Origin of the sequence: Vibrio jasicida CAIM 1864 = LMG 25398 (assembly GCF_000400365.1) — a bacterium.
Classification (GTDB): Bacteria; Pseudomonadota; Gammaproteobacteria; order Enterobacterales; family Vibrionaceae; genus Vibrio; species Vibrio jasicida.
This window is the reverse complement of sequence record NZ_BAOG01000093.1, coordinates 59,098-80,757: the sequence shown is the minus strand read 5'-3', so window position 1 is coordinate 80,757 and position 21,660 is coordinate 59,098. Positions and strand designations below refer to the sequence as shown.

22 protein-coding genes, 1 riboswitch and 1 other annotated feature are annotated in these 21,660 nt (G+C 44.5%); of the genes, 13 read left to right on the top strand and 9 right to left on the bottom strand.

Features of this window, described 5'->3' with window-relative positions:
- Window positions 1–135: 135 nt before the first annotated feature.
- Both hflD and mnmA read right to left on the bottom strand, forming a co-directional pair.
- Window positions 136–753, bottom strand: coding sequence for a high frequency lysogenization protein HflD (gene hflD, locus VJL_RS21885; protein ID WP_038867098.1), 618 nt, complete (start codon window positions 751–753; stop codon window positions 136–138).
- 10 nt (window positions 754–763) lie between these two features.
- A complete protein-coding gene (mnmA, locus tag VJL_RS21880) occupies window positions 764–1,906 on the bottom strand; it encodes a tRNA 2-thiouridine(34) synthase MnmA (RefSeq protein WP_038867100.1) in 1,143 nt (380 codons plus the stop codon).
- 190 nt (window positions 1,907–2,096) lie between these two features.
- On the opposite strand from mnmA, the gene VJL_RS21875 reads away from it, so the two are divergent.
- Entirely contained in the window at window positions 2,097–2,366 is a 270-nt protein-coding gene (locus tag VJL_RS21875) for a hypothetical protein (RefSeq protein ID WP_038867102.1), read from the top strand.
- 116 nt (window positions 2,367–2,482) lie between these two features.
- Entirely contained in the window at window positions 2,483–3,787 is a 1,305-nt protein-coding gene (locus tag VJL_RS21870) for an inosine/guanosine kinase (protein ID WP_038881454.1), read from the top strand.
- 133 nt (window positions 3,788–3,920) lie between these two features.
- Here the strand turns inward: VJL_RS21870 and VJL_RS21865 are convergent, their stop codons facing one another.
- Window positions 3,921–4,328 (bottom strand): H-NS family histone-like protein, encoded by a 408-nt coding sequence (locus VJL_RS21865; protein WP_038867108.1) that lies wholly within the window; start codon window positions 4,326–4,328, stop codon window positions 3,921–3,923.
- 599 nt (window positions 4,329–4,927) lie between these two features.
- A riboswitch (Lysine riboswitch) is annotated at window positions 4,928–5,108 on the top strand.
- A 109-nt stretch (window positions 5,109–5,217) separates the two neighbouring features.
- On the opposite strand from VJL_RS21865, the gene tet(35) reads away from it, so the two are divergent.
- The 9 genes from tet(35) (at window position 5,218) to hisIE (ending at window position 14,380) form a co-directional block, all read left to right on the top strand.
- Window positions 5,218–6,819, top strand: a complete 1,602-nt coding sequence (tet(35), locus tag VJL_RS21860) for a tetracycline efflux Na+/H+ antiporter family transporter Tet(35) (RefSeq protein WP_038881452.1) — start codon at window positions 5,218–5,220, stop codon at window positions 6,817–6,819.
- 180 nt (window positions 6,820–6,999) lie between these two features.
- Window positions 7,000–7,138: a sequence feature (His leader region), on the top strand.
- 53 nt (window positions 7,139–7,191) lie between these two features.
- Window positions 7,192–8,088: an ATP phosphoribosyltransferase gene (hisG, locus tag VJL_RS21855; protein ID WP_038867112.1), complete on the top strand. Its 897-nt coding sequence runs from the start codon at window positions 7,192–7,194 to the stop codon at window positions 8,086–8,088.
- Between the two features lie 5 nt (window positions 8,089–8,093).
- Complete coding sequence (gene hisD / locus VJL_RS21850) at window positions 8,094–9,404, top strand: histidinol dehydrogenase (protein ID WP_038881450.1); 1,311 nt, start codon at window positions 8,094–8,096, stop codon at window positions 9,402–9,404.
- A gap of 12 nt (window positions 9,405–9,416) precedes the next feature.
- On the top strand, window positions 9,417–10,457 hold the full coding sequence (gene hisC, locus VJL_RS21845) for a histidinol-phosphate transaminase (protein ID WP_038881448.1): 1,041 nt from the start codon (window positions 9,417–9,419) through the stop codon (window positions 10,455–10,457).
- Between the two features lie 71 nt (window positions 10,458–10,528).
- The gene (gene hisB, locus VJL_RS21840; protein ID WP_038881446.1) at window positions 10,529–11,602 is read left to right on the top strand and encodes a bifunctional histidinol-phosphatase/imidazoleglycerol-phosphate dehydratase HisB; all 1,074 of its coding nucleotides are present in this window, start codon (window positions 10,529–10,531) and stop codon (window positions 11,600–11,602) included.
- Between the two features lie 26 nt (window positions 11,603–11,628).
- Window positions 11,629–12,243 carry an imidazole glycerol phosphate synthase subunit HisH gene (gene hisH / locus VJL_RS21835; protein ID WP_038867122.1) on the top strand — a complete coding sequence of 205 codons (615 nt, stop codon included), beginning with the start codon at window positions 11,629–11,631 and terminating at the stop codon, window positions 12,241–12,243.
- A 12-nt stretch (window positions 12,244–12,255) separates the two neighbouring features.
- Complete coding sequence (hisA, locus tag VJL_RS21830; protein ID WP_038881445.1) at window positions 12,256–12,993, top strand: 1-(5-phosphoribosyl)-5-[(5-phosphoribosylamino)methylideneamino]imidazole-4-carboxamide isomerase; 738 nt, start codon at window positions 12,256–12,258, stop codon at window positions 12,991–12,993.
- The gene (gene hisF / locus VJL_RS21825) at window positions 12,975–13,748 is read left to right on the top strand and encodes an imidazole glycerol phosphate synthase subunit HisF (RefSeq protein WP_004749837.1); all 774 of its coding nucleotides are present in this window, start codon (window positions 12,975–12,977) and stop codon (window positions 13,746–13,748) included. Before hisA ends, hisF begins: the two co-directional genes overlap by 19 nt.
- On the top strand, window positions 13,745–14,380 hold the full coding sequence (gene hisIE, locus VJL_RS21820) for a bifunctional phosphoribosyl-AMP cyclohydrolase/phosphoribosyl-ATP diphosphatase HisIE (protein WP_038867126.1): 636 nt from the start codon (window positions 13,745–13,747) through the stop codon (window positions 14,378–14,380). The genes hisF and hisIE overlap by 4 nt, the downstream gene beginning before the upstream one ends.
- A 280-nt stretch (window positions 14,381–14,660) precedes the next feature.
- Here the strand turns inward: hisIE and VJL_RS21815 are convergent, their stop codons facing one another.
- The 4 genes from VJL_RS21815 to VJL_RS21800 form a co-directional block, all read right to left on the bottom strand.
- A complete protein-coding gene (locus tag VJL_RS21815; protein ID WP_038881443.1) occupies window positions 14,661–15,170 on the bottom strand; it encodes a YchJ family protein in 510 nt (169 codons plus the stop codon).
- Between the two features lie 87 nt (window positions 15,171–15,257).
- Entirely contained in the window at window positions 15,258–16,472 is a 1,215-nt protein-coding gene (locus tag VJL_RS21810; RefSeq protein WP_038867130.1) for an EAL and HDOD domain-containing protein, read from the bottom strand.
- Between the two features lie 99 nt (window positions 16,473–16,571).
- Window positions 16,572–17,309 (bottom strand): UDP-2,3-diacylglucosamine diphosphatase, encoded by a 738-nt coding sequence (gene lpxH, locus VJL_RS21805; protein WP_038881441.1) that lies wholly within the window; start codon window positions 17,307–17,309, stop codon window positions 16,572–16,574.
- A gap of 58 nt (window positions 17,310–17,367) precedes the next feature.
- Window positions 17,368–17,862, bottom strand: a complete 495-nt coding sequence (locus VJL_RS21800) for a peptidylprolyl isomerase (RefSeq protein ID WP_038867134.1) — start codon at window positions 17,860–17,862, stop codon at window positions 17,368–17,370.
- A gap of 204 nt (window positions 17,863–18,066) precedes the next feature.
- Here VJL_RS21800 and cysS point away from each other — a divergent pair, with 204 nt between their 5' ends.
- Complete coding sequence (cysS, locus tag VJL_RS21795) at window positions 18,067–19,449, top strand: cysteine--tRNA ligase (RefSeq protein WP_038867137.1); 1,383 nt, start codon at window positions 18,067–18,069, stop codon at window positions 19,447–19,449.
- Window positions 19,450–19,536: 87 nt separating this feature from the next.
- Window positions 19,537–20,115 carry a thymidine kinase gene (locus tag VJL_RS21790; RefSeq protein ID WP_038867139.1) on the top strand — a complete coding sequence of 193 codons (579 nt, stop codon included), beginning with the start codon at window positions 19,537–19,539 and terminating at the stop codon, window positions 20,113–20,115.
- A 75-nt stretch (window positions 20,116–20,190) separates the two neighbouring features.
- On the opposite strand, the gene VJL_RS21785 is transcribed toward VJL_RS21790, so the two are convergent.
- Together VJL_RS21785 and VJL_RS21780 are read right to left on the bottom strand one after the other, a co-directional pair.
- Window positions 20,191–20,829, bottom strand: coding sequence for a YdcF family protein (locus tag VJL_RS21785; protein ID WP_038881439.1), 639 nt, complete (start codon window positions 20,827–20,829; stop codon window positions 20,191–20,193).
- Window positions 20,826–21,653: an NAD(P)H-binding protein gene (locus VJL_RS21780; protein ID WP_038867144.1), complete on the bottom strand. Its 828-nt coding sequence runs from the start codon at window positions 21,651–21,653 to the stop codon at window positions 20,826–20,828. The genes VJL_RS21785 and VJL_RS21780 overlap by 4 nt, the downstream gene beginning before the upstream one ends.
- Window positions 21,654–21,660 lie beyond the last annotated feature (7 nt).

Here is a 21,660-nt window from a genome sequence, read left to right as displayed (position 1 = left end):
GTTTCTAAATTTCGTGAGCTTTATACCAATAACTGTGGCAATTGTCACGAATATTGCGCAAACGTTTGCGCGGGATTTGTTTTGGTAGAAAAAAATGAGCTCGCGATAAACGCGAGCTGCTTATTTATTACCTTATTACATACGAGCAAGAAGAATTTGTGCTTGCTCGACCATCTTTTTGCGTCCAAAGATTAAGTGGCGACGTTTACCGCCAACTTGGCGCCAGAGTACTGCACTACGGATACCTGATAACAACAACGCGCGAACTTTGTGTTGGTTAGAGGTTTGTTGCAGCACGGATGGGGTACCGGTAACTTGAATGCGAGGGCCGATAGGGCTAACAACATCCAAGTAAATGCTTGCTAGGTTGCTGATCATTTGATCGTCCAGCAATTCAAAATGTTCCGTTTGACGCTGAGCCATTTGGATACGGTCACCAAGTTGTGACATTGCATCGTTGCGGCCTGTTAGCTTGCGCTCTAATGCCATTAGGCTAATGATGTAGCGAGTAACTTCACTCCCTGACGGGGTGCTATCAATCCCTTTCACTAAGCACTCAAGACCCAGCTTTAAGTCGGATTCACGACCAAAGACACCAATAGTGTTCGCTGGGTTTGTATTGATAATGGCGTTAATTGACGTTTCAAAGGCATCTTGATCACAATGTCCGTCTTTCGCTGCCTGTTGAACCAATGCAACAGCTTGGCAAATGCCTGCGAAAGCGATAGTACGGTCATAAAGTGTATTCGCCACGTAACGACTCCTAAGCTTGAGAATATTTAATGCGTTGCTCGATGATGCCGCCACCTAGGCACACGTCATCTTTGTAGAACACGGCCGATTGACCTGGCGTCACGGCAATTTGTGGTTCGTCAAAGATCACCTTAATGTTCTCATCATCGATAGGGATGATTGTACAAGGAATATCTTCCTGACGGTAACGTGTTTTCACTGTGCACTTCATAACATCGCGAATTGGCTCACGATCTACCCAGTGAAGTTGTGATGCAAGTAGACCTTCTGATTTTAGCATCGGGTGGTCTTTACCTTGTACCGCAATCAAAACATTACGCTTTAGATCTTTCTCGCCAACGAACCATGGGTCTTCGTTACCGCCGCCGCCTTTACGTCCACCGATGTGAAGACCTTTACGCTGACCAAGCGTGTGGTACATCAGGCCTTGGTGTTGACCAATCACTTCGCCTTCTGGTGTTTCAATGTTGCCAGGTTGCGCAGGTAGGTATTTACCGAGGAACTCAGTGAACTTGCGCTCACCGATGAAACAAATACCCGTCGAGTCTTTCTTCTTCGCGGTGATTAGATCTTGCTCTTCCGCAATGCGGCGAACTTCTGGCTTCTCTAGGTCACCAACAGGGAATAGGCTACGTGCAATTTGCTCGTTGCTTAATGTGTACAGGAAGTAGCTTTGATCTTTGTTGCCATCGAGACCACGTAGCATCTGTGGTTTTTCCTGTTCTTCACCAGATAAAGCGTTCTCTGGGAATGAACGACGTACGTAGTGACCCATTGCAATGTAGTCTGCATCAAGCACTTCATCAGCGAACTCTAGGAATGCTTTGAACTTGATTTCTTTGTTACAAAGAATGTCTGGATTTGGTGTACGACCAGCTTTGTATTCTGCAAGGAAGTACTCAAATACGTTATCCCAGTACTCAGCAGCAAAGTTGATGGTGTGTAGGTGAATGCCCAGCTTGTCACATACTGCTTGAGCATCAGCAAGGTCTTCTGCTGCTGTACAATATTCTTCGTTGTCATCTTCTTCCCAGTTCTTCATGAACAGGCCTTCTACTTGGTAGCCTTGTTGCTTTAGAAGATACGCAGAAACAGATGAATCAACGCCGCCGGACATACCGACGATGACTTTCTTTTGGCTGTTATCAGACATTACTAAACACCACTTAAATAAACGGGACGCAGATTCTAACAGAATCCACAGACCGGTGACAGATCCGAGATCGAAATCACACTTCGATTTTGGCTTAAATTTATCCAAATACGAACGTGAGCGTTAAATTCGATAAGTATAGAAGGGTTATATATGGCATAGTTGGCAAAAATCCAAGAGGAAAAATCAAATGACTGAAGAAAACCAATTTATGCAAGAAGCTGAGTTGATTGAAATTGTAGAGAATCAACTTGAAGATGGTAACCCTATTAAAGTCAAAGAGACGTTAATGCGTTTGATGATGACTGGCACACCACGTGAAGATGCGGTTGCGATGATGGCGTGTGCTATGTCTATCGAGATTTTCGATGTGATGAAAAATGAAGGTGAATTCAATCTAAAGCGCTATACCGAACACCTCGAACAGCTGCCTGATTTGGGTTTCATGGAAGGCGAATAGAGCATTAGAAAATAAAAAGCAGGGTGCAAACGTTTGCTATAATCGCTTTTATTGCTGCTTTATTGTCAGCGGTATAGAATCCGTTCTCCTTTTCATCCCTTACTCAGACTAACAATATGAAATTTCCTGGACAACGCAAATCGAAGCACTATTTTCCTGTTCATGCTCGTGACCCATTGGTGAGCCAAGCACAAGAAAGCAAAAAGATGACGCGCACTCACATCATTGGTATTGATCAGACTCTGGTTGATATTGAGGCGAAAGTTACAACGGATGTGATTGAAAAGTACGGTTTGAGTAAAGGACACTCGTTGGTAATTGATGACGCAACAGCAGAAGCGCTTTATCAACAATTAAAAGAAGAATGCCTAATTACCAATGAGTATGCAGGTGGCACGATTGGTAATACGCTACACAATTATTCTGTGTTGGCAGATGACCGCTCAACGCTTCTGGGTGTAATGAGCCAAGATATCAAAATCGGCAGCTACGGTTACCGTTACTTATGTAACACATCAAGCCGCATGGATCTGAACTACCTACAAGGTGTTGAGGGTGCAATTGGTCGTTGTTTTGCTCTTATTACTGAAGACGGTGAACGTACTTTCGCTATCAGCGAAGGTCAAATGAACCAACTTCACCCAGACAATATCCCTGAAAAGATTTTCAAGAGTGCGTCGGCTTTAGTACTGACTGCATACCTTGTTCGTTGTAAAGAAGGCGACCCAATGCCGGAAGCAACGATGCGTGCGATTGAATACGCGAAGAAACACGATGTACCTGTTGTATTAACGCTAGGTACCAAATTCGTTATTCAAGATGACCCTACATTCTGGCAAGAGTTTATTCGCGATAACGTTTCTGTTGTTGCAATGAATGAAGATGAAGCGGAAGCATTAACGGGCGAATCTGATCCTCTAGCAGCATCGGATAAAACGTTAGATTGGGCTGATCTAGTGCTTTGTACTTCTGGCCCTGTTGGCCTATTTATGGCTGGTTACACTGAAGATAGCGCGAAACGTGAAACTTCTTTGCCATTACTTCCTGGTTCTATTGCTGAATTTAACCGTTTCGAATTTAGTCGCCCAGCGAAGAAAGATACGTGCGAGAATGCAATTAAAGTATATTCACATATCTCTCCATACATGGGTGGCCCAGAAAAAATTAAGAACACCAATGGCGCAGGTGATGCAGCATTGTCTGCAGTTCTTCACGATATGGCGGCAAATAAATACCACAAAGAAAATGTGCCTAACTCAAGCAAGCACAGCAATGAGTATTTAACTTACTCTTCATTCTCTCAAGTTTGTAAATACGCAAACCGTGCAAGTTATGAAGTGTTAGTTCAACACTCTCCACGTCTTTCTCGCGGCCTGCCGGAGCGTGAAGATAGTTTGGAAGAAGCATACTGGGAACGTTAATTAATCACGTTGAATTAGGTAATTCCTAGCATACGAAAAATGGCGCATTCCAAATGCGCCATTTTTGTATCTATTTACAGATAAATAAAAAGGTTCCCATTTGGGAACCTTTTTTAATTTCATAAATCTTTTATTAGATTAGGAAATCGTCTAGAGATTTACCTGCATCAAGTTGCTCTTGGATTGATGAAGGTGTACGACCTTGACCCGTCCAAGTTTTTTCTTCGCCGTTAGTGTCAGTGTACTTGTACTTAGCTGGACGAGGAGCGCGTTTAGCTTTCGCTTTAGTCTTCGTTTCGCCAGATAGTGCACTGATTAGTGCTTCAACGTCGATACCGTCTTGAGCGATTTGCTCAGCGATAGCTGCAAGTTTTGCTTCTTGCTCAGCAAGTGCTGCGCGGTCAGCTTCTTCAGCTTCTTTACGCTCTTCAACAACGATAGTTAATTTATCTAGAGCTTCTTCCAATTGTTCTAGAGTCAGCTCACGAGAGAATGCACGAAGGCTACGGATATTTAGAAGTGTTTTAGTCAGCTCTGACATAACGATTCCTATTAATAGGTTAAAAGGTTCAACACTAGTTATCGATACGATTAATTAAATGCTAAACGAGAAATAAAACATAGAGTCCTTATATTTAACTTTATCTTTCTCATATGTGCAAATGCTAATTCATGATTTAGATTAAATTTCTTGGGTTTTTTCGTAATAAAGCAATATTAATTTACAGATATGAATTCTTAATTGAGTTTAACCTCAGTTTTTTCATTATAGATACTGCGTTTTTCTCGATTAGTGGTTTCTTTATTTATATGTTGAATTCTATTTCTCTCAATCTGACAGAAAAGTAGGAAAAGAGGGAAAACCGAATGTCATATTTCTTTCATTTATTGTTAGAACACAAAACATGAAGAATTGATGGTAGTAATAAAGTTTCATAAAAGACAGCATTGTCGTGATTGCAGTTGCTCAATCTATAGGTGGCTCACATTCTATTTATAAATCAAAATTGCGATTATTTATTCATTTAATTTAGTTTGATGTGTTGCATTGGAGGTCTTCATGAGTACAATGGCTGTCACCTGATGCAATATTGCAGATAATTTGTTGTTAATTTGTACAATTAATGGTTAATTATTTGTTGTTGCCGTAGAGGTGCAGTCTCGAAGAGTAGCTATTATTGGGGTGATGCCAATGAATAATAGTGGAAGGCGAAGATTGCCGAAGTAAGTGGCCTATCAAAACCACTTGCTGGGGTTGTCTCTGAAAGGAACAACACTGCCATAGTATATTTACATTAAACTATGGAGCGCTACTGTAGGGTTGGGTGGAGTGTTCGCTTCCCTGTCGCTAAGTTCAACATGAGCACGTACCGTATGCTACGTGACTTGTCTGCAGTAGATCTCTAGCCAAACTTTGGTTTTTGAAGATCATGAATTTAATAGATTTTGCACATTCTCCTGTTTCGTTACTACCGCCGATTGTCGCTTTGACACTGGCGATTTTAACTCGACGCGTATTAGTTTCTCTTGGTGTAGGTATCGTACTTGGTGCGATTCTGCTTAATGATTGGTCTATCGGTAACACGATAGGTTATGTGAGTTCTCAAGTTTCTTCTGTCTTTATTGAAGACGGCGGTCTTAACACTTGGAACATGAGTATTGTCGGTTTCCTAATTCTTTTAGGTATGACAACGGCGCTATTGACGCTATCTGGTGGTACTCGCGCTTTCGCTGAATGGGCGCAAACACGAGTTAAAAGTAAACGTGGCTCTAAACTTCTTGCTGCCTTCCTAGGCGTGTTCATTTTTGTCGACGATTACTTTAACAGTCTTGCTGTTGGTGCGATTTCTCGTCCAGTAACAGACCGTTTCTATGTGTCTCGCGCTAAACTGGCGTACATTCTAGACTCCACCGCAGCTCCTATGTGTGTGATTATGCCTGCTTCAAGCTGGGGTGCTTACATCATTACGATCATCGGCGGTATCTTGGTGTCACACGGAATCACTGAATACTCAGCACTCGGTGCGTATGTTCGTCTTATTCCAATGAACTTCTATGCTGTATTTGCTCTACTTATGGTATTTGCAGTAGCGTGGTTCGGTCTTGATATCGGTAAAATGCGTGAGCACGAAATTGCAGCCTCTCAGGGCCGTGGTTTTGAAAAAGACAAAGAAAACGACACGCAAGAAGCACATGAACTAAACGAAGAGCTAGATATTCGTGAAAGCGAGAAGGGTAAAGTTTCTGACCTAGTTCTCCCTATCGTTACGCTTATCATTGCTACGATCGCTTCTATGCTTTACACCGGTGGGCAGGCCCTAGCCGCTGACGGTAAAGAGTTTGCGCTCCTTGGTGCGTTCGAGAACACTGATGTAGGTACTTCTTTAGTTTACGGTAGCTTGCTGGGCCTTGCGGTTGCACTATTTACTGTACTTAAGCAAGGCATCCCAATGGCGGAAATTGGCCGCACACTTTGGATTGGTGCGAAGTCAATGTTTGGTGCGATCCTTATCCTTGTGTTTGCTTGGACTATCGGCTCTGTTATCGGTGACATGAAGACAGGTTCTTACCTATCGACTATGGCTCAGGGCAATATTAATCCGCATTGGCTACCAGTCATCCTATTCTTGCTATCTGGCCTAATGGCGTTTTCGACAGGTACGTCGTGGGGCACGTTTGGTATCATGCTCCCTATCGCGGGCGACATGGCAGGTGCAACAGACGTAGCGCTTATGCTGCCAATGTTGAGTGCAGTACTGGCAGGTGCGGTATTCGGTGACCACTGTTCACCAATCTCTGATACGACCATTCTGTCGTCGACAGGTGCCCGTTGTAATCACATTGATCACGTATCGACTCAGTTGCCTTATGCATTATCAGTCGCGCTTGTTTCATGCGTGGGCTTTATCGCTCTTGGTATGACTGCGTCTATCGTATTCTCTTTCATTGCTGCGTCGATTACTTTTGTTATCGTTTGCGCAATTTTGTCATGGCTTTCTAAGTCAAAAATGGCATCATGTCAGAACGCTTAATTGCTTGATAATTAAAATAAAATAAAAGGGGGCTTCGGCCTCCTTTTTTATTTGTATTATACAATTCGATTTTTTTTAAAATTAAGGGTTGAAAAAAAGAATCAGCTTGGTTAGTGTGGTTACTAACAAAGCAACTAAGACGAGCCTTGAAATAAGTATGCGCAATTTTGTAATGAACATTCATCACCATCATCACCCAATTTAGTCTTTCGGGAGATGCGCGCATACCCGGGAGACAGGATACTCCCGGAGGTGAAAATCAAAGTGTAAACAGATTTCAAACCCTCGGGAGACCAAAATCTCTCGAGGGTTTTTTAGTTTTACTGGTTTATAAAATATTTAGATTATCGAATCTGGCACAGGGATAAAGCAATGCAAACACAACGCTTAAGAATCGCAATTCAGAAAAAAGGCCGCCTAAGTAAAGAGAGCCAAGCTCTATTGAAAAAGTGTGGTGTGAAATTCAATGTAATGGGTGAGCGTCTGGTCGTTCATTCTGAAAATATGCCCATTGATTTGTTATTAGTTCGCGATGATGACATCCCAGGTTTAATTATGGATGGTGTTGTTGACCTAGGTTTTATTGGTGAGAATGAATTAGAAGAAGTTCGTTTAGACCGTAAAGCTTTGGGCGAACCTTACGATTTTGTTCAGCTTCGTCGTCTTGATTTTGGCGGCTGCCGTTTGTCTATCGCAATCGACAAAGACGAAGAATATAACGGTCCTCAAGATCTAGCAGGCAAACGCATCGCAACCACGTACCCGCAACTGCTAAAAGCTTACATGGATGAAGCGGGTGTACCGTTCTCAACTTGTATGCTGACTGGCTCTGTAGAAGTTGCGCCTCGAGCTGGTCTAGCAGATGCTATCGCTGACTTGGTTTCTACTGGCGCTACGCTAGAAGCCAATGGTCTAAAAGAAGCCGAAGTTATCTTTAAGTCGAAGGCAACGTTAATTCAACGCAAAGGTGAGTTTGACGCCGATAAAGTTGCGCTTATCGATAAGCTATTGACTCGTATGCAAGGCGTGCAGCAAGCAAAAGAATCAAAATACATCATGCTACATGCGCCTGCTGAGAAGCTTGAGCAAATTAAGTCTCTATTACCGGGTGCAGAAGACCCAACGGTATTGCCTCTATCTGCTGACAAGCAAAAAGTTGCGGTTCATTTGGTAAGTACTGAAAACCTGTTCTGGGAAACCATGGAACAGCTAAAGGAACTGGGTGCGAGCTCAATTCTGGTACTACCAATTGAAAAAATGATGGAGTAATCGCAATGAGAACAGTTGTATGGCAATCGCTGAGTGAAACTCAACAAGACTCGATTCTAGAACGTCCGGCAATCGCAGAAGGCGCAAACATCACTGCTGCGGTTTCTGAAGTAATCGCAAAAGTTCGTAAAGAGGGTGATGCTGCATTATTGGAGCTGACTGAGAAGTTTGACCGTGTGAAGCCGGAATCCATTCGTGTATCAGCTCAAGAAATCGATGAGGCGTCTGCTCGCCTTTCTGAAAAGATGAAAGGCGCGCTTGAGCAAGCTTATGCAAACATCTCGAAGTTTCATAAAGCACAAAAGCCACAACCAATTAAAGTAGAAACTCAGCCGGGTGTCCTTTGTGAGCAGGTAACGCGCCCAATTCAAAAAGTGGGTTTGTACATTCCTGGCGGTAGTGCGCCATTGCCTTCGACTGTTCTAATGCTCGGTGTTCCTGCAAAAATTGCAGGTTGTCGTAAAGTGGTGCTTTGCTCTCCACCGCCAATCGCTGACGAGATTCTGTACGTAGCTAAACTGTGCGGCATTGATGAAGTGTACAACGTTGGTGGTGGCCAAGCCGTCGCTGCAATGGCTTATGGCACAGAGACTGTATCTAAAGTTGATAAGATCTTTGGTCCAGGTAACGCTTATGTGACGGAAGCAAAACGTCAGGTTAGCAATGATTTCCGCGGTGCTGCGATTGATATGCCTGCTGGCCCATCTGAAGTGCTTGTGATTGCCGATGAAACCGCAGATGCAGACTTTATCGCTGCGGATCTTTTGAGCCAAGCAGAGCACGGTCCTGACTCTCAAGTGGTACTTGTTACGCCTTCTCCTGTTATTGCGGATCAAGTGACGGATGCGGTTCAACGTCAGCTTAAGGAGCTATCTCGTGCGGAGATCGCCGAGCAAGCATTGGCGTCAAGCTTGATTATTATTGCTGAGTCTCTCACTCAATCTATTTCGATTTCAAATTACTACGGTCCTGAGCACTTAATTGTTCAGACTAAGAACCCTCGTGAGCTTCTACCTCTATTAGATAACGCAGGTTCTATCTTCCTAGGTGATTGGTCGCCTGAATCAGCAGGTGATTACGCATCGGGCACGAACCACGTTCTTCCTACTTACGGTTACACACGCACGTATTCAAGCTTAGGTTTGGCTGATTTCTCCAAGCGCATGACGGTTCAAGAACTGTCTGCTGATGGTCTAAAGAACCTTGCGCCAACAGTGGTAACGATGGCGGAAGCAGAAGGTCTGGATGCGCACAAACGTGCAGTAACAATCCGTACTGAGAAACTAACCCGCACAGAAAAACTGGCAGCTAAGTAAGAGGATATTGAGATGGAAAAGCTAGCGCGCAAACAAGTCCAACAACTTACCCCTTATATGTCGGCTCGTCGAATTGGTGGTACAGGTGACGTATGGCTGAACGCCAACGAATCGCCATTTAACAATGAATACAAAACAGACTTCGCTCGCCTTAATCGTTACAGCGAATGTCAGCCTAAAGAACTGATTTCTGCTTACGCAGCCTATGCGGGTGTAAAACCAGAACAAACGCTGACTTCTCGTGGTGCAGATGAAGGTATTGAATTACTGATTCGTGCATTCTGTGAGCCGGGTGAAGATGCGATTTTATACTGTCCACCGACTTACGGTATGTACGCTATCAGCGCAGAAACCATTGGTGTCGAGCGTAAAACCGTGCCGCTAACGTCAGATTGGCAACTAGACCTTGCAGGCATCGAAGCCAATCTGGATAACGTCAAATTGGTTTTCGTATGTTCACCAAACAACCCAACAGGTAACTTGGTCAAGCGTGAAGACATCGTCTCTCTACTAGAAATGACAAAAGACCGTGCAATCGTGGTGATGGACGAAGCGTACATTGATTTTTGCCCTGAAGCTTCAACGGTAGACTTACTGGCGCAATACCCGAACCTTGCGATTTTGCGTACTCTGTCGAAAGCTTTCGCGCTTGCTGGTCTGCGTTGTGGATTTACGCTTGCGAACGAAGAGCTGATTAATGTACTTCTTAAAGTTATCGCACCGTATCCAGTACCAGTACCAGTGGCAGAAATTGCGACTCAGGCGCTTTCGGAAGCTGGTTTAGCGCGAGCGAAGTTCCAAGTGCTCGATTTGAACGCGAACCGTGCTTACTTGCAAGTTGGCCTTTCAATGATTCCGGGTTTGGAAGTTTTTGAAGGATGGGGTAACTACCTATTGGTGAAATTCCCAGATGGCGATGATGTTTTCAAAGCAGCTTGGGATACGGGGATTATCCTGCGTAACTCGCCAATCGAAGACTGTGTGCGTATCAGCGTGGGTAACCGCGACGAGTGCGAAAAAACGCTTGGATTTATTAGAAACTACTACGCATAAGTAGAGATAAAGTTAATCGCTCTCGCTCAATAGCGGGAGCGCCAAAAGAATAGCAATAAGGAAGTTCTCGAGTGAGCAAACAACAAAAAATCCTTTTTATTGATCGTGATGGCACCTTAATTGTTGAGCCGCCGATTGATTTTCAAGTAGACCGTTTAGACAAACTAAAGCTAGAGCCATTTGTTATCCCAAGCCTGTTGTCGTTGCAGGACGCTGGATACCGTCTAGTGATGGTAACGAACCAAGATGGTTTAGGTACTGACAGCTACCCACAAGAAGATTTTGATGCTCCACACAATATGATGATGGAGATTTTTGAATCTCAGGGTGTGAAGTTTGATGACGTGCTGATTTGTCCTCACTTCGATGAAGATAACTGCTCTTGCCGTAAGCCTAAATTAGGCTTGGTAAAAGATTACCTTCAAGGTGGCAAAGTTGATTTCCAAAACTCCGTTGTGATTGGCGATCGTCAAACCGATCTTCAACTTGCAGAAAACATGGCAATTCGTGGCATTCAATACAACCCAGAAACCATGGGTTGGAAACAGATCCTCAAAGATCTCACAGTGAAGGCTCGCGTTGCTGAAGTGGTTCGCACCACAAAAGAAACAGACATCAAAGTATTCGTTAATCTTGATGAGCAAGGCGGTAACGATATTTCTACAGGTCTTGGCTTCTTTGACCACATGCTGGATCAAATCGCGACGCACGGTGGATTCCAAATGGTGTGCAAAGTGGAAGGTGACCTGCACATTGATGATCACCACACAGTAGAAGATACCGCTCTTGCGTTGGGTCAAGCGTTGAAAGAAGCACTGGGTGACAAACGTGGTATTGGTCGCTTTGGCTTTAGTCTTCCAATGGATGAGTGTTTAGCACAATGTGCACTAGACCTATCTGGTCGTCCTTACCTCAAGTTCGACGCGCAGTTTAGCCGTGAGCAAGTAGGTGATCTTTCAACAGAGATGGTGGTTCACTTCTTCCGCTCTTTGACTGACACATTAGCGTGTACGCTGCACCTGTCTTCTGCGGGCAACAATGATCACCACATCATTGAAAGCTTGTTTAAAGCGTTTGGTCGTACTTTGCGCCAAGCAATCAAAGTAGAAGGCACTGAGCTACCAAGTAGTAAAGGCGTGCTTTAAGGCTAACCTTAGCAAGGAGAAAAACAGTGACAGAACAGAAAGTTGTCATTATCGATACTGGCTGTGCCAACGTCTCTTCGGTGAAGTTTGCTATTGAACGCCTAGGCTATGACGTAACAATTTCAAAAGATCCGCAAGTTGTATTGTCGGCAGATAAGCTATTCCTACCGGGCGTGGGAACCGCTAGCGAAGCGATGAAAAACCTAGAAGAGCGCGATCTGATCAGCTTGGTAAAACAGGTAGAAAAGCCGCTGTTAGGTATCTGTTTAGGCATGCAACTGTTGGGCAAAGTGTCTCAAGAGAAAGGGCAGAAAGCCGATGAGTTGGTTGAGTGTCTTGGACTTTGTGATGGCGAAGTGAAGCTACTACAAACTGGCGATTTGCCACTGCCGCATATGGGTTGGAATACAGTGTCTGCAAAAGCAGGTAATCCACTTTTCAAAGGTATTGAAGAAGGAGAGTATTTCTACTTCGTGCACAGCTTTGCAATGCCTGTTGGAGATTACACGATTGCTCAATGTGAATACGGTAACCCGTTCACAGCAGCAGTACAAAGCGGTAACTACTACGGCGTACAATTCCACCCTGAGCGTTCTTCAAAAGCGGGCGCGAAGCTTATTCAAAACTTCTTAGAATTATAAAAGGGATTTAGTGTGATTATTCCAGCTCTTGATTTAATTGAAGGACAGGTGGTTCGCCTTTATCAAGGTGATTACGGCCAAGTAACCGAGTACAAAGTCGACCCAGCAGAGCAGTTCAACTTGTACCACCAAGCGGGTGCTAACTGGCTGCACTTGGTGGATTTAACTGGCGCGAAAGACACGACAGCACGCCAACTTGATTTGATTGCAAAGCTACTAGCAAGCACACCAGCGAACATCCAAATCGGTGGTGGTGTGCGTACAGAGCAAGACGTGATTGATCTGTTAGAAGCCGGTGCGCAGCGTGTTGTCGTTGGCTCAACAGCAGTAAAACAGCAAGAGCTTGTGAAAGGTTGGATGGAAAAATACGGCGCAGAGAAAATCGTTCTCGCGCTAGACATCAACATCGATCAAGATGGCACGCGTAAAGTGGCGATCTCTGGTTGGCAAGAAGACTCAGGCGTGACCATCGAAGCTCTGATCAACGATTACTTAACGGTAGGTTTGCAGCACGTGCTTTGTACTGACATTTCTCGTGACGGTACGCTAGAAGGCTCAAACGTAGAGCTTTATATCGACCTATGTAAACAGTACCCACAAGTGCAGTTCCAATCTTCAGGCGGCATCGGTTCATTAGCGGATATCGAAGCACTAAAAGGCAGCGGTGTGGCTGGCGTGATTGTTGGTCGTGCATTGTTAGATGGTAAGTTCACAGCAGAGGAGGCGTTTGCATGTTGGCAAAGCGAATAATTCCATGTCTTGATGTTCGTGATGGACAAGTGGTAAAGGGCGTTCAGTTCCGTAATCACGAAATCATTGGCGACATCGTTCCTCTGGCACAGCGTTATGCTGAAGAGGGCGCTGACGAGCTTGTGTTCTACGATATTACCGCTTCAAGTGATGGTCGTGTCGTAGATAAAAGTTGGGTCGCTCGCGTTGCTGAAGTGATTGATATTCCTTTCTGTGTGGCTGGTGGTATTAAATCAGCGGAAGATGCAGCGCGCATTCTTGAGTTTGGTGCAGACAAGGTGTCTATCAACTCACCTGCATTGGCAAATCCGCAGCTGATTACTGACCTAGCTGATAAATTTGGCGTTCAATGTATCGTTGTTGGCATCGATTCATACTACGACAAAGAGACGGGCAAGTATCAGGTTTACCAGTTTACTGGTGATGAAGAACGCACCAAAGCAACTCAATGGGAAACACGTGATTGGGTGCAAGAAGTACAAAAGCGTGGCGCTGGTGAAATCGTATTGAACATGATGAACCAAGACGGCGTGCGTAACGGCTACGATATTGAACAACTTAATATGGTGCGTGAAGTGTGTAACGTACCATTGATTGCATCGGGCGGTGCAGGTGCCATGGAGCATTTCGCAGAAGCCTACCAAAAAGCAAATGTGGATGGTGCGCTTGCCGCATCGGTATTCCACAAGCAAGTCATCAATATTGGTGAACTAAAGCAGTATTTGAAACAACAAGGCATTGAGGTACGACTATGAGTGTGAAAGCCGCCGAAGTAAGTTCGCTAGCTGAGCGAATCAACTGGGAAAAGGTGGATGGTCTGGTACCTGCCATCGTACAAGATTTCCAATCAAGCCAAGTGCTGATGATGGGTTACATGAACCAAGATGCGTTGGCAAGAACGGGCGAAACGGGTCAAGTGACGTTTTTCTCTCGTACCAAGCAACGTCTTTGGACGAAAGGTGAAACCTCTGGCAACGTATTGCAATTGGTGAACATTCAGCTCGATTGTGACAACGATACGCTACTGGTGAAAGTGAATCCCATTGGTCCTACGTGTCACTTGGGTAACACAACTTGCTGGGATGTGGACCCTCAAGAGGAGTCACAAATGGTGTGGCTTCATCAACTTGAGCAGCTATTGGCTGCCCGCAAGAGTGCCGACCCAGATTCCTCTTATACTGCCAGTCTTTATGCCCGTGGCACCAAGCGTATTTCGCAAAAAGTGGGCGAAGAAGGCGTTGAAGTCGCGCTTGCGGCGACGTCGGGCGATAAGGCGGAGTTAGTGTGTGAATCAGCAGATTTGATTTACCACTTAATGGTATTGCTTCAAGACCAAGGCTTATCGATGAATGACGTAGTGAACAAACTGAAAGAGCGTCATAAATAAGCTGCGATAGCTAAATGAAAGCCCCTATGACCCAAGAGTCTAGGGGCTTTTTTAATGTAATATTGTTGATTCGGTGGGGAAACCTGACAGCAGAACCCACGGTGATTAGGTTCTGAGTCATGCTCGTGCTTCGCTGTTGAGAATGACGATATACTTTGTAATGGTACTTGAGACCGCGTTACTTATTTCAAATCGAAGAACACTTTACGTCATTCCGACGAGCCTAGGCGAGATCAGGAATCTCATTAAAGCAGGCTTAATAAGCTAGGCGTGGGTGCGATTACCCACAACACTTCTTAAATTTCTTACCGCTTCCACAGATACACGGATCGTTACGACCGACCTTTAGGCTGCTTACCGGTTGGCTTAAGCGAGGATCTTGTTCAGGCTCTTTCTCGTCTTCTGGAAATGTGCCGTCAATGTAGTACCAAAGCCCATCTTCTTTCACGAAACGAGAACGCTCGGTCATGCAGTAGCGTTTGCCGTCTTCGTCAAAGTAAGCGTTGAATTCAACAAAACCTTCATTCTCGTTGCTACTCGCTTCGGCTTTTACTACCTCAAGCTTGCACCAATCGCTGTCGATGGATTGGGCAATGCATTCACGTTGCTCTTCTGCATTACAGCTTGGGTGGTACGTGTTCACCACGTAATCCACTAGACCTAACACATGCGCACTGTAACGAGAGCGCATTAACTGCTCTGGAGTGGTGACGTCAGCATGGTTATTGTGGGCAATTTCACAACACTGTTGGTAGGTGCGGTTAGAGCCGCAAGGACAAGAAGAAGCCATAAAATGAAATCTCGATTAATTAAGCGGTAAAAACAAACAACCTCACATAAGTGAGGTTGCAGGTATTCTTTGGGGCATTATAGCCGTTTAGGGCGTTTGAGACAGCAGTTCTTGAGCCCAAGCCGTGGATTGGCTAAACGCTTTGGCTAATTGTGGCTCAGTGAGTTTTAGGGCGGTACAGTATTTCTCTGTCATTTCCCAATCTGCTTTCTCGTAAGCGATGATCATTGAGAGAAGGTAACCCAAAACACCTTTGTGCCCAGTTAAGGCATGTTTAATTTCTTCATCGACAGGTATATCACTGATGACATCTTCAAGAGGTTGGTCGAGGAGAGAGCCTAACAGTGAAAACATCCCAGTAAGAAATGCCTGACCTGGGTCATATTTGGTTTTCATTTGGCTCAACAAAATCTCACACATACGTGCACGTTGAATCGCTAATGAGTATAGAGAGTCAGGCTTGTCTTCATGTACCGAAGCAATTGCAACAAGAGAAATAAAGCGTCTTAAACGTTCTTCGCCTAGATAAACCAATGCTTGACGGAAAGATTTGATCTTAGTGGTGAGCGTGTAGCCAGAATTGACATAAGTCAGAAGCTTGTACGACAGCGTGACGTCGATAGAGAATAAACGCTCGACTTCGTTAAAGTTAATCGGCTTGTCGGCAATTTCTTTACACAACTGAATCACCGTTAGAAACGCTGGATTGAGGCGTTTCTTCTGAATCATTTCTGGTTTGCTAAAAAAGTACCCTTGAAAATAGTTAAAACCCGCGTCCATTGCTTGCTCGAATTCTTCATAGGTTTCAACTTTCTCGGCCAAGAAATCAATATCAAAATGAGACAGGGCTTGAATATAAATGGCGGCCTTGTCTATCGGCACTAAGCGAATGTCGAATTTGATGATAGCGACGTAAGGTAAGAAGCGTTTCCAAGCTTTGGTTGGAACAAAGTCATCTAACGCTACGCGATAGCCAGAAGCATGAAGGTGTTTAATGGCATTCAACAACTCATCGGTCGGTTCACAGTCTTCGAGAACTTCAACCACTAAGGATTCATTTGGGAATAAAGTTGGTACAAGGTTAACTAAGCTTTGGTAGGGAAAGTTAACAAAGCCAAGTTTATCGCCCAGCGTGCTGTAGTGCGTTGATAGGAAATGATCAGATAGAAGTCGACTAGTAGCCAGCTCAGGTTCTACTTCTGGGAAGGTATTTTTCGGACCGTCACGAAAGAGAAGCTCGTACCCAATGGTACGTTTTTCTCTATCCAGAATCGGTTGGCGAGCTACGTATGAATACTTCAATGCGGTATTATGTTCTGTTTAACTTAGTATTACGATGATAGCGATTTTCTGCAAAATTTCTATGCTTTGAGCGTCAATCTTTTACATGCTTGGCAGGCTTTACTTCATTTCTGTGTGAAACGGCCGTGTTTGAAGGTCAAAACCACCAGAATTTACTTGTAAAACTGAGCCTTGTGTATACCAATCACCTAAGACAATGCGAGTGGTTTTAACACCATTTAGCTCGAAAAAATGTGTATTTGGGCGATGAGTGTGTCCATGAATCATCAGGTTGACGCAATTCTGAGACAGCACGTGTTCAACTTCACCTTGGTTCACATCCATGATATCGAGAGACTTAGTCTTTTTGTCATCGCGAATATTCGATTGAACTTTAGAGACAATTCTTTTTTTAACAAACCATGGAATACGATTAAAAAGCCATTGTAACCAAGGTTTGTGAACCGTCTTGCGAAACTCTTGGTATTTGATGTCGTCAATGCAAAGGGTGTCGCCGTGCAAAATGACGGCTTTTTGGCCGTAAAGATCAATCGTGCACACGTCGTCGAGTAATGTGATGCCCGTTTCCTTACAAAAGCGTTTGCCCAATAAGAAGTCTCGGTTGCCTTGGATAAAATAAACAGGGACGCCCATATCCGTTAGTGTTTTAAATTCCGCACGGATTTGGTCTGCAAAAGGGGTGTTATCATCATCGCCAACCCAGAATTCGAATAAGTCACCAAGTACGTACAGGGCTTCAGCCTTGATGGCTTCTGTTCGCATAAAAGTCTCGAAGCATTCGGTAATGTCCGGACGGGAAGGGGCGAGGTGAAGATCAGATATAAATAATGTCGTCATAGAAATAAGGGGAGGCGATGCCTCCCCACTAACTTATCTCTTTGGTAATTCGTATGAATTACTCTTCGATTGTTGTACCAGTGATCGTTACGTCTTCTAGAGGTACGTCTTGGTGCATACCGTAAGAACCAGTGCTAACGCCTTTGATCTTGTTTACGATGTCCATGCCTTCGATTACTTCACCGAATACACAGTAACCCCAACCATCTAGGCTTTCGCTACGGAAGTCTAGGAACGTGTTGTTGTTTACGTTGATGAAGAACTGAGAGCTTGCTGAATGCGGCTCCATAGTACGTGCCATAGCAAGTGTACCCACTTTGTTGCTAAGACCGTTGTTTGCTTCGTTCTTGATAGGTGCACGTGACGCTTTTTCACGTAGACCAGACTCCATACCGCCACCTTGGATCATGAAGCCATCAATAACACGGTGGAAAAGTGTGTTGTCGTAGAAACCGTCGCGGCAGTACTGAAGGAAGTTTGCGCTTGTTTCTGGCGCTTTCTCTTCGTTTAGTTGAATCTTGATGTCACCAAAATTAGTGTGAAGGGTGATCATGCTACTTTCCTTTACTATGTTGTATTCAAAGAGGGATTCTAGCCTAAGTTAATACGCATGGAAAACTCAGGATCATCAAAATATACGCTTTGTGCTTGAAGTTTAGCCGATTATCGTTTTATCCGTTAATTGCTATTACCTAATAAGGTCGGAGTTGATATACTCCTTGTTCTCGTAATTCATTCACAAGCATAGATAGAGATCATGTTAAAGATATATAACACACTGACAAGACAGAAAGAGGAATTCAAACCAATTACAGCCGGCAAAGTTGGCATGTATGTCTGTGGAGTTACCATTTACGATCTCTGTCACATTGGTCACGGTCGTACGTTTGTTTCTTTTGACGTTGTGTCTCGCTACCTTCGTTACCTAGGTTACGATCTAACATTTGTACGTAATATCACTGATATTGATGACAAAATCATCAAGCGTGCGGCAGAAAATGGTGAGTCTTGTGATTCTCTGACTGAACGTTTAATCGGCGAAATGCATGCGGACTTTGATGCACTAAACATGAAGCGTCCGGACGTTGAGCCTCGTGCAACTGAATTTATCGCAGAAATCATCGAGCTGGTTGAAAAACTAATCGAGCGTGGTTTTGCTTACGTTGCAGACAATGGCGACGTAATGTTTGAAGTAGGTAAGTTCAACGAATACGGCAAGCTGTCTAAGCAAGACCTTGATCAGCTTCAAGCTGGTGCTCGTGTTGATATCGAAACTGCAAAACGCAGCCCGTTAGACTTCGTACTTTGGAAGATGTCTAAACCAGGTGAACCAACATGGGAATCGCCATGGGGCGCGGGTCGTCCAGGTTGGCACATCGAATGTTCTGCAATGAACTCGTCAATCCTAGGCAACCATTTCGATATTCATGGCGGCGGTTCTGACCTTCAGTTCCCACACCACGAGAACGAAATCGCGCAATCATGCTGCGCTCATGACACGCAATACGTGAACACATGGATGCACAGCGGCATGGTAATGGTCGATCGTGAGAAGATGTCTAAGTCTCTAGGTAACTTCTTTACTATTCGTGACGTTCTAGGTCATTACGATGCTGAGACAGTTCGTTACTTCCTAATGTCTGGTCACTACCGTAGCCAGCTAAACTACAGCGAAGACAACCTAAACCAAGCACGCGCGTCTCTTGAGCGTCTATACACATCTCTACGTGGTCTGGATCTAAATGCTGCGCCAGCCGGTGGTGAAGAGTACGTAACTCGCTATACAGCAGCGATGAACGATGACTTCAACACACCAGAAGCTTACTCGGTACTGTTTGACATGGCGCGTGAAGTAAACCGTCTGAAGACAGAAAATCTAGAGAAAGCGAGCGAACTAGGTGCGCTAATGCGTGAGCTGGCTGACGTGATCGGTATTCTTCACCAAGATCCAGAAGCGTTCCTAAAAGGTGATGCAGGTGACGACGATGAAGTGGCTGAAATCGAAGCACTAATTAAGCTACGTAACGATTCTCGTGCAGCAAAAGACTGGGCTAACGCAGATATGGCTCGTGACAAGCTGACTGAAATGGGTATCGTTCTAGAAGACGGGCCGGAAGGCACAACGTGGCGTCGTAAATAACGATTGAATCTTAAAAAGGGGCTGATGATTCAGCCCTTTTCTTTACAAGCTTTTATAAATTCTAAACTTTAACGAAGGTAGTGCTCTGTGGCTCAGATGTATTTCTATTACTCGGCGATGAACGCGGGTAAATCAACGACTCTTCTTCAATCTTCTTTCAACTACCAAGAGCGCGGTATGACGCCAGTGATTTTCACTGCGGCACTTGATGATCGCTACGGTGTTGGCAAGGTAAGTTCACGTATTGGTTTGCAATCAGACGCACAGCTGTTCCGTCATGATTCCAACTTATATCAAGAAATCGCTGCACTGAATGAAGTGGAAAAACGCCACTGTATTTTGGTTGATGAATGTCAGTTCTTGTCAAAAGAACAGGTTTACCAACTAACTGAGGTGGTTGATAAGCTTCATATTCCAGTACTTTGTTATGGCCTTCGTACCGATTTTCTTGGCGAACTTTTTGAAGGCAGCAAGTACCTATTGTCTTGGGCTGACAAATTGGTCGAATTAAAAACTATCTGTCACTGTGGCCGTAAAGCAAATATGGTGATTCGTACTGACGAAAGCGGCGTTGCTATCAAAGAAGGCGATCAAGTTGCTATTGGTGGGAATGACAGCTATGTCTCGGTTTGTCGCCAACACTACAAAGAAGCACTTGGCAAGTAAACGGCTCTTGATAAGAGAAAGCCACCAGATTTGGTGGCTTTTTTATTGTTTGTTAGCAGGTGGTTGAGTGAAGGATTACACTAGACCAAATTCAAACTTTTCTTGCAGTGCTTGATAAGAGGATTCAACGTGAGCAGGAATTTCTTGCTCGGTTTGAAAGCCTTTTTCTGGGTAGGTTTTAATCCTAGAGAAATCTTCCATTAACGCGGCTAAAACCATCATCAACGGCATGTCTTCATTGATGTATTCAAAGAAAGGATGTGCGGTTGAGGTCACTAGTAGTTGTGAATATGAAGATTGCCACTGTTTTTCGAAAGTGGCGATGGCGCGTCTTTCCATAAATGGCTTCTGAACTAGAATCAGAGAATCACAGCTGATCCCTTTTTCTATCAACAACTGTTCAGTGAATCGAACATTCTCGCCGCTGTTGCTCGATTTTGTCTCTACTACAATGGACTCACTTGGGACGCCAGCGATTCTCGCAATTTCAGCAAAGGTTTCGGCTTCGCTTTTCTCAAACAAGCCATCTGTAAATCGCCCTTCACCTCCAGAAAACACAATCAAGGGCGCAAGTTTTTGGTGGTAAAGCTTAGCGGCGTATTCAGCAACACGCAGGTCATTACTGCACATAACAAACAAGCAGTCAGCCGATTTTAAGTCATGTTTAAGCTGCATGTAGTCCCACAAGGTTTCGATGTGTTGATAGAGTTTCATAGTGCATCCAGCGTTGAGTTGAATTGGAACTGGTAGCCAAGCGCAATAAGCTTGTCAGCAAGGATTCGTTTATCGGCAGTTTCAGTGACTGGTGGGAGGGCAATATCTAAATCACTTCTTGTAATGGCCGCTTGGTAAAATTCGGCTTTGCTGACGGTATTCGGCGTTGTGGCGTTCACAACTTCATTGCTGATTTGATTGAGAGCGAAAGCCGTTGCCGCCACAGCATCGTTTTGATGCACCATATTCGCAGGGGCTTTACGGCTCACTTGTTTCAATCGCAGTGCAAAGCGAGAAGGGTGGCGGTCAGAGCCGATTAAACCACTACAACGGACGATTGCGTAATCGATACCGGAATCAATCACGTATTGCTCAGCTTGTAGCATAATGCGGGCGTTGTCAGAGAAGTGTTCTTTCGTCTGGGCCAATGCCAATGTGGCGTCTTCTTCTTTCATATCGACGGCTAGGTTTGGGTATACCGTCGTTGAGCTGACCATCAAAATCTTTTCAACGCTACTCACTTTTACCGCTTTACTTAAGCGATGCCATTGCTGTGCGTACTCTTGCCCATTTCCTTTACGAAAGCCAGGAGGGAAAGCGCCGACAATACGTTCGATATGGTGCTGTTTGATGATATCAATGAGTCGCTGCTCAGAGTTCGGTTCATTGAGATCGAGCAGAGCAGTTTGAACGGAAGGTATTGGAAACTCATCCAATCGAGTTTGGCTGCGTCGAGTGACGATAACTTGATGTCCTTGGTCAATAAGCGTTTGTGCAAGTGGTGTGCCTAACCAGCCTGCGCCGACGATCAATGTATTTGCCATCTGTAAG

Excerpts from the sequence above, each read along its gene's own strand:
- hisC (WP_038881448.1), top strand. The coding sequence starts at position 9,417 with ATGGAAAAGCTAGCGCGCAAACAAGTCCAACAACTTACCCCTTATATG.
- VJL_RS21815 (WP_038881443.1), bottom strand. The coding sequence starts at position 15,170 with ATGGCTTCTTCTTGTCCTTGCGGCTCTAACCGCACCTACCAACAGTGT.
- hisG (WP_038867112.1), top strand. The coding sequence starts at position 7,192 with ATGCAAACACAACGCTTAAGAATCGCAATTCAGAAAAAAGGCCGCCTA.
- VJL_RS21785 (WP_038881439.1), bottom strand. The coding sequence starts at position 20,829 with ATGAAACTCTATCAACACATCGAAACCTTGTGGGACTACATGCAGCTT.
- hisD (WP_038881450.1), top strand. The coding sequence starts at position 8,094 with ATGAGAACAGTTGTATGGCAATCGCTGAGTGAAACTCAACAAGACTCG.
- cysS (WP_038867137.1), top strand. The coding sequence starts at position 18,067 with ATGTTAAAGATATATAACACACTGACAAGACAGAAAGAGGAATTCAAA.
- VJL_RS21780 (WP_038867144.1), bottom strand. The coding sequence starts at position 21,653 with ATGGCAAATACATTGATCGTCGGCGCAGGCTGGTTAGGCACACCACTT.
- hisF (WP_004749837.1), top strand. The coding sequence starts at position 12,975 with ATGTTGGCAAAGCGAATAATTCCATGTCTTGATGTTCGTGATGGACAA.
- mnmA (WP_038867100.1), bottom strand. The coding sequence starts at position 1,906 with ATGTCTGATAACAGCCAAAAGAAAGTCATCGTCGGTATGTCCGGCGGC.
- VJL_RS21865 (WP_038867108.1), bottom strand. The coding sequence starts at position 4,328 with ATGTCAGAGCTGACTAAAACACTTCTAAATATCCGTAGCCTTCGTGCA.
- VJL_RS21875 (WP_038867102.1), top strand. The coding sequence starts at position 2,097 with ATGACTGAAGAAAACCAATTTATGCAAGAAGCTGAGTTGATTGAAATT.
- VJL_RS21800 (WP_038867134.1), bottom strand. The coding sequence starts at position 17,862 with ATGATCACCCTTCACACTAATTTTGGTGACATCAAGATTCAACTAAAC.
- VJL_RS21870 (WP_038881454.1), top strand. The coding sequence starts at position 2,483 with ATGAAATTTCCTGGACAACGCAAATCGAAGCACTATTTTCCTGTTCAT.
- lpxH (WP_038881441.1), bottom strand. The coding sequence starts at position 17,309 with ATGACGACATTATTTATATCTGATCTTCACCTCGCCCCTTCCCGTCCG.
- hisIE (WP_038867126.1), top strand. The coding sequence starts at position 13,745 with ATGAGTGTGAAAGCCGCCGAAGTAAGTTCGCTAGCTGAGCGAATCAAC.